This window comes from Luteimonas campi (assembly GCF_051162505.1).
Classification (GTDB): Bacteria; Pseudomonadota; Gammaproteobacteria; order Xanthomonadales; family Xanthomonadaceae; genus Luteimonas.
The window spans coordinates 839387-852288 of record NZ_JBNWEM010000001.1 but is presented as its reverse complement, the minus strand read 5'-3'; the positions used below and the strand labels follow the sequence as shown (position 1 = coordinate 852288).

9 protein-coding genes are annotated in these 12902 nt (G+C 70.8%); 5 read left to right on the top strand and 4 right to left on the bottom strand.

From position 1 onward, the window contains the following. Window positions 1–69: 69 nt before the first annotated feature. Complete coding sequence (gene dnaQ, locus ACQYVW_RS03790) at window positions 70–804, top strand: DNA polymerase III subunit epsilon (protein ID WP_434946095.1); 735 nt, start codon at window positions 70–72, stop codon at window positions 802–804. A 52-nt stretch (window positions 805–856) separates the two neighbouring features. Here the strand turns inward: dnaQ and ACQYVW_RS03785 are convergent, their stop codons facing one another. Continuing rightward, window positions 857–1561 (bottom strand): PP2C family protein-serine/threonine phosphatase, encoded by a 705-nt coding sequence (locus ACQYVW_RS03785; RefSeq protein ID WP_434946094.1) that lies wholly within the window; start codon window positions 1559–1561, stop codon window positions 857–859. Window positions 1562–1713: 152 nt separating this feature from the next. Then, window positions 1714–4212, bottom strand: a complete 2499-nt coding sequence (locus ACQYVW_RS03780) for a penicillin acylase family protein (protein WP_434946093.1) — start codon at window positions 4210–4212, stop codon at window positions 1714–1716. 121 nt (window positions 4213–4333) lie between these two features. On the opposite strand from ACQYVW_RS03780, the gene ACQYVW_RS03775 reads away from it, so the two are divergent. Next, complete coding sequence (locus tag ACQYVW_RS03775; RefSeq protein WP_434946092.1) at window positions 4334–6187, top strand: Na/Pi cotransporter family protein; 1854 nt, start codon at window positions 4334–4336, stop codon at window positions 6185–6187. Between the two features lie 74 nt (window positions 6188–6261). After that, window positions 6262–6747: a bacterioferritin gene (gene bfr, locus ACQYVW_RS03770; RefSeq protein WP_434946091.1), complete on the top strand. Its 486-nt coding sequence runs from the start codon at window positions 6262–6264 to the stop codon at window positions 6745–6747. Window positions 6748–6770: 23 nt separating this feature from the next. On the opposite strand, the gene ACQYVW_RS03765 is transcribed toward bfr, so the two are convergent. Together ACQYVW_RS03765 and parC are read right to left on the bottom strand one after the other, a co-directional pair. Then, on the bottom strand, window positions 6771–7430 hold the full coding sequence (locus ACQYVW_RS03765; RefSeq protein ID WP_434946090.1) for a thiopurine S-methyltransferase: 660 nt from the start codon (window positions 7428–7430) through the stop codon (window positions 6771–6773). 392 nt (window positions 7431–7822) lie between these two features. Further along, window positions 7823–10069, bottom strand: coding sequence for a DNA topoisomerase IV subunit A (gene parC / locus ACQYVW_RS03760; protein WP_434946089.1), 2247 nt, complete (start codon window positions 10067–10069; stop codon window positions 7823–7825). Window positions 10070–10186: 117 nt separating this feature from the next. On the opposite strand from parC, the gene cho reads away from it, so the two are divergent. Both cho and xylB read left to right on the top strand, forming a co-directional pair. Next, on the top strand, window positions 10187–11038 hold the full coding sequence (cho, locus tag ACQYVW_RS03755; RefSeq protein ID WP_434946088.1) for an excinuclease Cho: 852 nt from the start codon (window positions 10187–10189) through the stop codon (window positions 11036–11038). A gap of 355 nt (window positions 11039–11393) precedes the next feature. Next, window positions 11394–12890, top strand: a complete 1497-nt coding sequence (xylB, locus tag ACQYVW_RS03750) for a xylulokinase (protein ID WP_434946087.1) — start codon at window positions 11394–11396, stop codon at window positions 12888–12890. Window positions 12891–12902: the final 12 nt, after the last annotated feature.

Here is a 12902-nt window from a genome sequence, read left to right as displayed (position 1 = left end):
CGACCGGCCCAGCCCGTTTCCCGTACCACACGTCCCCTGCCAACCCGAATCCTGGTAACGCCCCACGCCATGCGCCACATCATCCTCGACACCGAAACCACCGGCCTGGAATGGAAGAAGGGCAATCGCGTGGTGGAAATCGGCTGCGTGGAACTGCTCGAGCGGCGCCCGACCGGGCGGACATTCCACAAGTACCTCAATCCCGATCGCGAATTCGAGGCCGGCGCGCAGGAAGTCACCGGCCTGACCCTGGAGTTCCTCGCAGACAAGCCCCGCTTTGCCGAGATCGCCGACGAGTTCCTCGCCTTCGTCGAGGGCGCCGAACTGGTGATCCACAACGCAGCGTTCGACATGGGCTTCCTGGAGTACGAGCTGTCGCGGCTGGGCGGGGCCTACCGGCCCCTGCGCGAGTGCGTGACGGTGCTCGATTCGCTGGAACTTGCGCGCAAGCGCTTCCCCGGCCAGCGCAATTCGCTCGATGCGCTGTGCAAGCGGCTGGGTGTGGACAACTCCCATCGCCAGCTACACGGCGCACTGCTGGACGCCCAGCTGCTGGCCGAGGCCTGGCTGGCGCTGACCTCCGGACAGGGCGAGATCGGATTCGCGGCGGCCGAACCGGCCGCCGGCGCGCGGTCCACCCGCTTCGCCGTGCCGGCCGCGTCGGCCGGGCCGCGGCCCAGGGTCGTGGTGTCGGCGCAGGAGCTGGCCCTGCACGAGGCGCGGGTGGACGCGATCCGGCGCAAGGCCGGTCGCAGCGTCTGGGACCTGCCGGAAGCGCTCGAGGTGGAAGCGGCCGTCGGCTGAGCGCCGACGCGGGAGTCTGCGCGCTCGGCCACGGCGGCCGGGCCGCGGTCGTTCAGTGGCTGCGCACCAGCACCACGGTGACGTTGTCCGACCCGCCGCCGTCCAGCGCCGCAGCCACCAGGCCATCCACGCACTCCTGGGCGCTGCATTCGGTGTGGCCGAGCACGCGCGAGATGGCGCGGTCGTCGACCTCCTCGGTCAGGCCGTCGCTGCAGAGCAGCAGCTGCGAGCCCGGCGCGAGTTCGCCGGACAGGGTTTCCACGTTCAGCGCCTGCGGATCGGTGACCCCGAGCGCCTGTGTGACGACGTTGCGATGCGGATGGCTGCGGGCCTGGTCCAGGCTGATCGCGCCCTGGGCGATGAGTTCCTGCACGTAGCTGTGGTCGTGCGAGAGCTGGGCCAGCTTGCCGTCGCGCCACAGGTAGGCGCGGCTGTCGCCGACCCAGGCCACCTCGAAACGGCGCCCGGTGACGCGGGCCGCCACCACCGTGGTGCCCATCGGCAGGGTATCGCTGCGCTGGCGCGAGGCACGGATGATCTCTTCGTCGGCGATGCGGATCGCCTGGGGCAGCGGGGTGCCCTGGCGGGTTTCTCGCACGATGGTCTCGCGCGCCAGGGCGCTGGCGACCTCCCCGTACTCGTGGCCACCCATGCCGTCGGCCACCAGCCATAGCCCCAGCTCGCTGTCGCCGTAGTAGGTGTCCTCGTTGAGTTCCCGTCGAAGGCCGACGTGGGTGAGATGTCCGAATTCGATCATGCGTGGCGCGTCGGCGGGGGGCGGACTGGCGGGGTATTGTGCTTGGGAACGGCGAAAGGCGGCGCGTCAGGTCACCGGTGACCGGCTGCCGGGTCAACCGACCAGGGCCGCACGCTATCAAGCGGCCCGTGAACCCCGGATGGCGCGCCGCGTCAGCCCGGTCCCGGCTGCAGGCGCAGCGTGTGCAGGGTGGGGCCGGGCAGGAACGGCGAGGGGCGGCCCTGGACCCAGTCCTCGTGGCCCGCGCCCCAGAACGGGGAAAGCGGGTGGCCGCTCTGGCCGCCGGGCATGTGCATCAGCCCCGCGTCCTCGTGGCCGGGAGCCACCACCATGCGCTGCGAGGCACCGAACGCGGGGCCCTGCACGCGCGGCATCATCGAATCGCCCGGCAACGGATCGGCGGGCATGCACAGCAGGCGCCGGCCCAGGGGCAGCGCGCCCGCCAGCGGATGGCAGATCGCGGCGGTGTTGTGTTCGCCCCAGCTGCGCTGCCGCAGGGGGCCAAGGTCCTCGAGTTCGTCGCGCACCTCGCGCGCTGCATCCTCGAACAGGACCTGCCAGGACGCGAAGCGCCGCGGCAGAAGATGCGCCGGGCGCTCGCGGGCCAGTGGCCAGGCCACGCCTTCGAATTGCGGGAAGGACGGTGCCTTGAAATCCTCGCCCATCGCCGCCTGCGCCGGCGCCAGCAGGCCGTCGAGCATGCGTTCGTGCACCGCCAGGCGCCAGGCGCGGACGAGGCGGTAGCCGGCCGAGCCGGTGCTGGCGCGGCCGTCCCAGTCGCCAGAGGCATCGGCCAGCGCGCGCAGGGCGGGGTGTCCGTCATCCGCGAGGCTAAGCAGCAGTTGGTGCCAGCGCGACATCAGCACGGCGCGGTCGTCGAGCTGGATGGCCAGCAGGTCGGCCTCGGTGAACCGGTCCCGGGCCTGCAGCGCGTCCCGGATCTGCCGGGCGCGGGCGCCCAGCGCGTAGCCGCCATCGCCGATCCGGGCCAGGTCCTCGCCACTGGTGGTGCGCGCGTTGGCCGTCCACAGGCGGTCGAATGCGGGAGACGGGGCGAGCGGCGAGGCGTCGCTGACGGCACGCCAGGGAAGGCAGGGTGCGGGGCGGCCGGGCATGGCAGGCAGGGCGGTGGTCGCGGCGTCGTTGTCGGGGTCGTCTCCGGCGACCGCGACCGGCGAGGGCGCCGACGCATCGCAGCCTGGGGCGCGCGCCGGGACCGGCCCCAGCAGCCGCCAGGCGATGCGGCCATCGCGGTCGCCGATGACCAGGTTCTGGGTGGGGATGCCGGCCCGGTCGGCAGCCGCGAGCGCGGCGTCCAGATCGCCGGCGCGGGCGAAGTCGGCCAGTCCCAGATTGAGCGATCCAGGCAGGTGCGCGGTCCAGCGCAGGCTCAGCAGGCGGCCGTCGGGCAGGTCGTGCAGCACCGGACCCCAGCGGGTTTCGCGCACCTCCAGCGACACCGGTTCGTCGCCGGCGACCTCGATCCGCTCGCGATGCACCCGCACCGCGGCGCAGGCGATGGCGTCTGCGCGCAACGGGGCGCCGCTGGCCGGGCAGGGGGTCTCCAATGCCCAGTCCAGATAGTCGCCGTAGCTGTTGGTATAGCCCCAGGCCACGTGGCCGTTGCTGCCCACGATGACGGCCGGCAAGCCGGGCAGGGTGACGCCCTGGACATCGACGCGCCCCCCGGGCATCGCCGGGTCGGGCCAGCGCAGCCGGGCGCGGAACCAGAGGTTGGGAGCGCGCAGGCCCAGGTGCATGTCGTCGGCGACGATCGCGCGGCCGTCGCGGGTGAGGGCGCCGGACACGGCGAAATTGTTGCTGCCGGGCCGCAGGTCCGCCGCACCGCGGTCGGCATGTCTCTGATCGGTGCCGCCCGGTTGCCGGCCGGGGTCCATGCCCGCCAGCCGGTCGCGCTCGCCTGCATCGGGCGTGGGGAGTTCGCGCAGATCGAGTTCGGCGGCGCTGGGCAGCGGCGCATCCCCGAACGCTTCGCCGGTCAGGGGCGCGTCCCAGCTGCTGCCCGGATGGGTCAGCAGTGCGTACAGCGAGGCAGGCAACTGCTGCCTGAGCTTCCAGAGGGCCAGCTCGTTGGCATTGCCGGCATCCTGCAGGTCGAAGTACATGGCGTATCCGGCCAGTGCGGTGTCCGCGGGGCGCCAGGGCTGCGGTTGCCGGCGCAGCAACAGGTAAGGCCAAGGGCGGCTGCGCAGCGCGGCCAGACCGGCATTGACGCCGTCGGCATAGGCCTGGAGCTGCGGCATCCGGTTGCCGGCGATCGCGTCCAGCTGGGCGTCGACCCGCGCGCGCATGCGATGCGTACGGTGGCGGCGGTCGAGGTCGAGCGCGACCGGCCCGAACAGCGCCGACAGCTCTCCCGCGGACGTACGCCGCAACAGATCCATCTCGAAGTAGCGTTCCTGCGCATGCACATAGCCGAGCGCACGCAGGGCGTCGGTCTCGCTCTCCGCGTCGATGGTGACCACGCCCAGCGCATCGCGCTGCACGCTGACCGGCGCCGCCAGCCCGGCCAGCGCCAGTTCGCCGTCGAGCGTCGGCAGGCTGCCGCGCAGCAGCCACCAGGCCAACAGTCCCAGCAGCATCGCCAGCCCGATCGCCAGCAGCCCGATCCGTTTCAGCCATCGCAACATCGCGCGTCCCCGTCATGCCCCGTTCCGACTCTAGCGGATCGGCAGACGGGCGTGCCGGCCGGAACGGGTAGGCGCATCGCGGCGATGGCGGTCTAATGGCGCGAAGTGACTGGAGGGTGGCGTGGATTCCAAGCTGCGGGTGTTGCTGCTGACTGCGGTCGTGGCCGTGCTGACGTGGTCCTTCTGGCAGGACGCCGGCTGGCTGCAGCTGTGCGCGGGTCTGGCGATGTTCCTGTTCGGCATGCAGTGCCTGGAGGAGGGGCTGCGCCAGCTGGCCGGCGGCCGCCTTGAACAATTGCTCGCCCGCAGCACCGGAACTCCGGTGCGCGGGCTGCTGTTCGGCATCGGCGGCACGGTGGTGCTGCAATCCAGCACCCTGGTGTCGCTGCTCGCCATCGCCTTCATCAGTTCGGGCCTGATCGGACTCGCGGGCGGCCTGGCCATCGTCTTCGGTGCCAACCTGGGCGCGACCAGCGGCATCTGGTTGCTGGCGCTGGCCGGTCACGACTTCAGCCTGTCGCCGTTGGCGTTGCCGCTGCTGGTGTTCGGTGTGCTGGCCGGCTTCATCGGTGCGCAGGGGCGGGCGGGTGGACGGGTGGTGCTGGGCGTGGCCTTCGTGTTCCTCGGCATCGACCAGGTCAAGTCCGGTTTCGACGCGTTCGGCGGGAATTTCGATCCGACGGCGGTGCATGCCGGGGGCGCGGCCGCCACGCTGCTGTTCGCGCTCGTCGGCACGGCGGCGACCGTGGTGCTGCAATCGAGCCACGCGACGCTGATGCTGATCCTGGCCGCGCTGGCGGCGGGCCAGCTGGAACTGGGGCAGGCGCTGGCTCTTGCGATCGGCTCCAACGTGGGCAGCAGCGTGAGTACCGGCGTGGTCGGCGCACTGGGCGGCAATCGCAGCGGCCAGCGGCTGGCGCTGGCGCATGTGCTGTTCAATGTCACGACCGCCGCAGTCGCGCTGGCGCTGCTGCCGGTGCTGGCCTGGCTGGTGGCCCGCATCGCTGGCGTGGCCGGATTCGGGGCCAACCCACTGCTGCAGCTGGCGTTGTTCCATACCTTGTTCAACGCCATGGGCGTGGCGCTGTTCTGGCCATGGCAGACGGGTCTGGCGCGGTGGCTCGAGCGCCGGCTGCCCGAACGCCCCGCGCAAGCGCCAGCGGCCATGGATGCGACCCCGCACCTCGCCCCGGTGCGTGCACGCCATCTCAGTGGGCAGGCGCTGGACTCGGCCGACGCCGCGGCGGCCGCCGTGGCCCTGGAGCTGCGCCATCTCGCCGCACTCAGTCTGGAGGTGATCTGCCGGGCGCTCGGCCTGCCGCTGGTGGGCACGGTCGCGCCCGACTCCGACGATCCGCGGCTTTCCGAAGCGTGCACCGACTGCCCGGACGCCGAGATGCTGTATCGGCAACGCGTCAAGGGCGTCTACGCCGACCTGCTCGCCTTCATGGGGCGCGTTGCAGCGCCGATGGATCAGGAGCACCAGCGCTTCTGGACGCAGTCGCAGATGGCCGCCGCGCAGATGGTGGAGGCGGTGAAGGGCGCCAAGCACCTGCAGAAGAACCTGCTGCCGCAGCTGCGCGCCACCGACACGCCGCAGCGCCGGGCGTATGTCGCCCTGCGCCTGCATCTGTTCGGACAGATGTGCGGCCTGCATGGCGTCGCCGACGGCGATCCGGCCGCCGCGGTTCGGGCCGCGCGGCTGGAATCGCTGGAGATGCAGGCGGCGCGCTTCGAGGCCGGCTTCCGCCAGCGGATCATGGCGATGGTGGGACGCGGCGAGCTGGATGGACTGCAGGCGGGCTCGCTGCTCAACGACCTGGGTTACGTCGAGCGCATCGATCGCAACCTGCGTGGGCTGGCGATCGCGGAAGAGCCGAGTTCTCTGCGTGCGCTGCGGCGCCTGTCGCGCGCGGCCGGCACCGACGCGGAACTGCAGGAGGCCATGCGCATGCCGGTCGAGAATGCGAACTGAAATGGCTCTCATCCCGACGCCGCCGCGCCTGCGTGGGCATACTGTCCTGCATCCCTCCCCCGGAGCCGTTCGCCATGAAAGGCCAGCCTGAAGTCGTCGATTACCTCAAGTTCCTGCTCCGTGGCGAACTGGCCGCGCGCGACCAGTATTTCCTGCATTCGCGGCGTTACGAGGATCTCGGGCTGCACGTGCTGCATGCGCGCATCCAGCACGAGATGGAGGAGGAGACGCAGCACGCCGACGCGCTGCTGCGCCGGATCCTGTTCCTGGAAGGCGAGCCGGACATGCGTCCCGACGCCTTCGAAGCCGGGCGCACGGTCGAGGAGATGCTGCGCAAGGATCTGGACCTGGAATATCAGGTGCGCGACAACCTTGCCAAGGGCGTGGCCCTGTGCGAGCGGCATGGCGATTACGTCACCCGCGACATCCTGGTGGCGCAGCTGGCAGACACCGAGGAAGACCACACCCGCTGGCTGGAACAGCAGCTGCGCCTGATCGAGATGGTGGGCCTGCAGAACTACCAGCAGGCGCGCATGGGCGAGGACGCCGGGCACGGCTGAGCCGCCGGGCACCGCCGCCGCGGTCAGCCCCGGCGCTGGAGGCGGTACGCGGCGGTGGAAAGCGCGGTGACGCCTTCGGCCTGGAACGAAGGCTCGCCGGCGAGGATGTCGCGTCGTTCCAGCAACGACACCGACCAGTCCGGTTCGAGTCGACCATGCACCTCGGCCTCCTCGACCGAGAACGGCGGCCCGGCCTTCTCGGCCTGCGGGTACTCCAGCGTGACCAGCAGGCCAAGGCAGCCGGCCGGCAGGCGTGGCCACGTGGTGGAGGCGTACACGGCGCGCAGGGCGGGCGGCAGGGCGATCAGCGCAGCGCGATCGTAGACCCCCGCGCAGTCGGCCAGCAGCGCGGCGGGAATGGCAAAGGCATCCCCCGCGATCAGTTCCCAGGGACCCGCCGTGTAGTGGGTGCCGGCAGGGCCGGCGCGCGTCTGCGGCGTGAGTCCGCGCTCGTGGAAGAACTCGACGATGGCGAGTTCCGACAGCTCGATGCCGATCACGCGGTGGCCCTGTTCGGCCAGCCAGACCATGTCCAGCGATTTGCCGCACAGCGGCACGAACACCGAGCTGCCGGCGGGCAATCCGAGCGACGGCCAGTGCCGGGTCAGCAGGGGCAGGGGCGCGTCGCGATGGAAGCCGATCCGTCCGCTGCGCCAGCGCTCATGCCAGAAATCGGGTTGCATGGCATCTCCATCGACGTGCCGGAAGGTGTTCGCGCTTACGGGCAGCGCATCGCGGCGCGGTCGCCAGGGACGTGCACGGCCGCCGGAGCGCCGGCGCATGGTCTCCGCGCGCTATCGCGACCCGGAGTACCGCGTACAGATCGCCTGCCGTGCCTGCACGGCCCAGGCGCGCAACGCGGCCGGGGGCGTGCGCGTACGCCACGGGATCACGGTTCGACGTGCAGGCCATCGGCCTTCTGCCGCGCCGCGAACGAATGCGGATGCGTGGGTGCCGATCGCGCCGCCGCGCGCGATTGCGCTCAGGCCTCGACGTGCAGGCCATCGACCTTCTGCCGCGCCGCGAACGAATGCGGATGCGCAGGTGCCGCTCGCGCCGCCGCGCGCGATTGCGCTCAGGCCTCGACGTGCAGGCCATCGACCTTCTGCCAGCCCCTCGGCAATAAGCCGCCGCGACCTCCCCGCGTGCCCAGGTAGTCGCCCAGCTCCTTGAACGACAGGCTCATCGAACGGGCGCCGGACTTCACCGACAAGGTGCCGCCCGGCGGCACCGCCGCCACCGCGACCACGCGCTCGGTGCCGCGCTTGGCTTTCGGGATCTCGATCAGCTTGTTGCCCTTGCCCTTGTCCAGCTCCGGCAGTTCGGATACCGGGAAGGCCAGCAGGTGGCCGGCGCTGGTGACCGCGACAATGCGGTCGGCCTCCAAGTTGCCGACCGCCGCCGGCTGCAGTACCTGCGCGCCCTCTGACAGCGACAGCAGGGCCTTGCCGGCCTTGTTGCGGCCGGTCAGGTTCTCGAAACGGGTGACGAAGCCGTAGCCGTGCGAGGACGCCAGTACGAAGCGTTCGTCGCCGCCGCCGCTGGCCAGCGCCACGAACGAGGCGCCGGGCGCCGGCGAGAACCGCCCGGTGAGCGGTTCGCCGTTGCCGCGCGCCGAAGGCAGCGAGTGGGCGATGGTGGAATAACTGCGTCCGCTGCTGTCGAGGAAGGCGACCTGCTGGGTGGTGCGGCCCCTCACTGCGGCGAGCAGCGCGTCGCCCTCGCGGTAGGAGAGGGCGGCCGCATCCACATCATGGCCCTTGGCCGCGCGTATCCAGCCCTTCTGGCTGAGCACCACGGTCACCGGCTCGCTGGGCACCAGGTCGGTCTCGTCGAGCGCCTGTGCCGCGCCGCGCGCGACCAGCGGCGAGCGACGCGCGTCGCCATGCTTTTTCGCGTCGGCCAGCAGTTCGTCCTTGATCAGTTTCTTCAGCTTCGCCTTGCTGTCGAGCGTGGCGACGATCTGTGCGCGCTCCTTCTCCAGTTCGTCCTGTTCGCCACGGATCTTCATTTCCTCCAGGCGCGCCAGCTGCCTGAGCCTGGTTTCCAGGATGTAGTCGGCCTGGTCCTCGGACAGCGCGAAGCGCGCGATCAGCGCCGCCCTGGGCTCGTCCTCGGTGCGGATGATGCGGATCACCTCGTCGAGGTTGAGGAAGGCGACCAGCAGGCCCTCGAGCAGGTGCAGGCGGCGCTCGACCTTCTCCAGCCGATGGTTGAGGCGCCGGGTGACGGTGCTGGTGCGGAACGCCAGCCACTCGGACAGCAGCATGCGCAGGTTCTTCACCTGCGGACGGCCGTCCAGGCCGATCACGTTGAGGTTGACCCGGTAGCTCTTCTCCAGGTCGGTGGTGGCGAACAGGTGGCCCATCAGCTGCTCGGCGTCGACCCGGTTGCTGCGTGGGATCAGGGCGATGCGCACGGGATTGGCGTGGTCGGACTCGTCGCGGATGTCCTCCAGCCAGGGCAGCTTCTTCGCGCGCATCTGCGCGGCGATCTGCTCGATCACCTTCGACGGCGACACCTGGTGGGGCAGGGCGGTGATGATGATGTTCTGGCCTTCGCGCGCGAACGTAGCGCGGGCCCGCACGCTGCCGTTGCCGGTTTCGTACATCGCGCGCAGGTCGGCCGCCGGGGTGATGATCTCGGCCGTGGTCGGGTAGTCGGGGCCACGGACGTGCTCGCACAGCTCGGCCACGGTGGCGTCCGGATCGTCGAGCAGGCGCACGCAGGCGCTGACGATCTCGCCCACGTTGTGCGGCGGCACGTCGGTGGCCATGCCCACCGCGATGCCGGTGGTGCCGTTGAGCAGCAGGTGCGGCAGCCGTGCCGGCAGCCAGCTCGGTTCTTCGAGCGTGCCGTCGAAATTGGGCACCCAGTCGGCCGTTCCGTGGCCCAGTTCGCCCAGCAGCATTTCCGCGATCGGGGTGAGCCGCGACTCGGTGTAGCGCATGGCCGCGAACGACTTGGGATCGTCGGAAGAACCGAAGTTGCCCTGGCCGTCGACCAGCGGATAGCGGTAGGAGAAGGGCTGCGCCATCAGCACCATCGCCTCGTAGCAGGCGCTGTCTCCGTGCGGGTGGAACTTGCCGATCACGTCGCCGATGGTGCGTGCGGACTTCTTGGGCTTGGCCGCGGCATTCAGCCCCAGCTCGCTCATCGCATAGACGATGCGGCGCTGCACCGGCTTGAGCCCGTCGCCGATGAAGGGCAGGGCGCGGTCGAGCACCACGTACATCGAGTAGTCGAGGTAGGCACGTTCGGCGTATTCGCGCAGCGGGATCTGCTCGAAGCCGTGGAAAACGGGGCGGACGGACTCTGTCATTTGAAAACTGCTGGAGGGATCCGGAGAATTCTACCCGTGCAGGGAAGCCCGCCGCGGTCTCGCGGCCTGAGATGGGGCCGGTCCAGCATCCGGCTCCCGCTATCGTCCGTTTCGACCATGTACGTCCCCCTGCCTGCGCGCCGCACCGAGGCCGCGCACTACGCCTACCCCGAACACCTGCGGCCGCAGATCGCGCTGCTGCCGCGGGCGCCGGGCGTCTACGTGTTTCTCGGCGAGTCGGGTCCGGTGCCGCTGTACATCGGCAAGAGCGTGGACATCCGCCATCGGGTGATGGACCACATGCGTACGCCGGAGGAGGCGCGCCTGCTGCGGCAGACGCGCCGCATCGAGTTCACCCGCACCGCCGGCGACCTGGGTGCCCAACTGCTGGAGGCGCAGCAGATCAAGCTACGCCAGCCGGTGCACAACAAGCTGCTGCGGCGGCGCCGCGACCTGTATTCGGTCCGGCTGCTGCGAGGCTGGCCGGAGGTGGTGCACTCGGCGGGGGTGCCGTTCGCCTCGGCCCCGCGCCTCTACGGCCTGTATTCCAGCCGTGCGGCCGCGCTCCAGGCCCTGCGTGCGGTCGCGGACGACAACCGGCTGTGTTACGGGCTGCTCGGGATAGAGCAGGTGCCTGCCGGCCGCGCCTGCTTCCGGGCCGCGCTGGGGCGCTGCGCGGGTGCCTGCGCCGGGCGGGAGCCGCTGGCCGAGCATGAGGCGCGGCTGGAGGCGGCGCTGTATGAGCGACGGGTGGCCGCCTGGCCCTATGCGGGCGCCGTCGGGCTGGTGGAGGAGGGGCCGGACATGACCCAGATCCACGTGGTGCGCGACTGGCATTACCTCGGCAGCGCCAACACCCGATCCCAAGCCCGGCGCCTGGTGGCCGACGTGCCGGGATTCGACAACGATGGCTACCGGATCCTGTCGGGCCCGGTGCTGGAGGGTCGGTGCAGGGTGGTCCTGCTGTGAGCCGGGCGGCCGGGCAGCCGCGCACCGGCGACGTTTGTCCACCGCCGGCCGCCTCTCCGCCGGGCAGCGTCCGAACCGTGAGCGCGTTCACAATCCCTTGCGGCAATGGGGCGTAGACGGCCCGTTACCGGTCGCCGCCGAGTCTTCGGGCCAAACGAAATGTTAACGCTAACCCGGAATTGCCATCAGCCAGCCCCTGCCGTTTGCGCAGTGCAGCAAGGCTTTTTGCCGCCGGATGTGTAGAGTCCGTGCACGCGCCACGCCTGGATGGGGCGTCGAAAGCCGTTAGTCGATCGACGTCGTTCCGGCATTCCCGCATCCGGGTTGTGGTAGCGCTAACTTTCTGGGGACTCTCATGGGGCTGTTTGCTGGACTGGACGTGGGCACGCAGAGCGTCAAGCTCGTGGTCTACGATCCCGACGCTCGCCAGATCGTGGCCACCGCTGGACAGCCGCTGGATCTGGCGGCTGGCGACGACGGCAGCCGCGAGCAGCGCGCCGACTGGTGGGTAGACGCGATCCGCGCCTGTTTCGCAAGGATCGATCCGGCGCTGCGCGCGCGCCTGGCGGCGATCGGCGTGTCCGGGCAACAGCACGGCTTCGTGCCGCTGGACAGGGGCGGCAACGTGCTGGCCCCGGCCAAACTGTGGAACGACACCAGCACCACCGCCGAATGCGACGAGATCATGGACGCGGCCGGCGGCGCACAGCGCTGCATCGAGCTGGCCGGCAATCCGATCCTCGCCGGCTACACCGCCTCCAAGCTGCCCTGGACGCGTAAGCACCGCTCCCAGGCTTACGCCCGGCTGGCGACGATCCTGCTGCCGCACGACTACATCAACTACTGGCTGACGGGCGAGCTGTGGATGGAGCACGGCGACGCGTCGGGCACCGGCTGGCTGGACGTGCGCGCGCGCACCTGGTCGCCGGAGCTGCTCGCCGCGACCGATCCGGGCCGCGACCTGCGCGAGTGCCTGCCGCCCCTGGTCGACGCCGATACGCTGGTGAAGATCCGTCCCGCGCTGGCCGACGAGCTGGGCCTGCCGCATTCGGTCCAGGTGTCCGCAGGCGGCGGCGACAACATGATGGCCGCCATCGGCACGGGCAACGTGGTGCCGGGCGTGCTGAGCATGAGCCTGGGCACCTCGGGCACGCTGTTCACCTACGCCGGCGAACCGGTCGTGGACGCGCAGGGGCGCTGGGCCGCGTTCTGCGATTCCACCGGCGGCTGGCTGCCGTTGATCTGCACCATGAACTGCACCGTCGCCACCGAGGCGGTGGCGCGACTGTGCGGATTCTCGTCGCGCGACGGCGACGCACTGCTGGCCGGCACGTCGCCGGGCGCGGACGGGCTGCTGATGCTGCCGTTCCTCAACGGCGAGCGCACTCCCGACCTGCCGCACGGGCGGGGCAACCTGTTCGGGATGACCGCCACCAACCTCACCGCCGCCAACCTCTACCGGTCGGCGATGGAAGGCGCGCTCTACAGCCTGATGAACGGCTACGACGGCCTGGTCGACGCCGGCCTGCGCTTCGAGGCCATCCGCCTGACCGGCGGCGGCAGCCAGAGCGCGGTGTGGCGGCAGATGGTCGCCGACATGTTCGGCCTGCCGGTCGACGTGCCGGAGCAATCCGAGGGCGCGGCCTTCGGTGCCGCGCTGCAGGCCCTGTGGGCGGTGCGCCGCGCCGAGGGCGGCAGCGACAACGAACTGAGCGCGCTGGCCGCCTCGCACGTGCGCCTGGATCCGCGCCTGGCGGCGCAACCGCATGCGGGCGCCACCGCCGCCTATGCGGCGCAGTACCGCAGCTTCCTCTCCCACCTCGATGCGATCCGGCCGCTCTACGCCGACTGACCGCTCGTTCCC

Coding starts and splice junctions, on each gene's coding strand:
- dnaQ (WP_434946095.1), top strand. CDS start 70: ATGCGCCACATCATCCTCGACACCGAAACCACCGGCCTGGAATGGAAG.
- ACQYVW_RS03785 (WP_434946094.1), bottom strand. CDS start 1,561: ATGATCGAATTCGGACATCTCACCCACGTCGGCCTTCGACGGGAACTC.
- ACQYVW_RS03780 (WP_434946093.1), bottom strand. CDS start 4,212: ATGTTGCGATGGCTGAAACGGATCGGGCTGCTGGCGATCGGGCTGGCG.
- bfr (WP_434946091.1), top strand. CDS start 6,262: ATGAAAGGCCAGCCTGAAGTCGTCGATTACCTCAAGTTCCTGCTCCGT.
- ACQYVW_RS03765 (WP_434946090.1), bottom strand. CDS start 7,430: ATGCAACCCGATTTCTGGCATGAGCGCTGGCGCAGCGGACGGATCGGC.
- parC (WP_434946089.1), bottom strand. CDS start 10,069: ATGACAGAGTCCGTCCGCCCCGTTTTCCACGGCTTCGAGCAGATCCCG.
- cho (WP_434946088.1), top strand. CDS start 10,187: ATGTACGTCCCCCTGCCTGCGCGCCGCACCGAGGCCGCGCACTACGCC.
- xylB (WP_434946087.1), top strand. CDS start 11,394: ATGGGGCTGTTTGCTGGACTGGACGTGGGCACGCAGAGCGTCAAGCTC.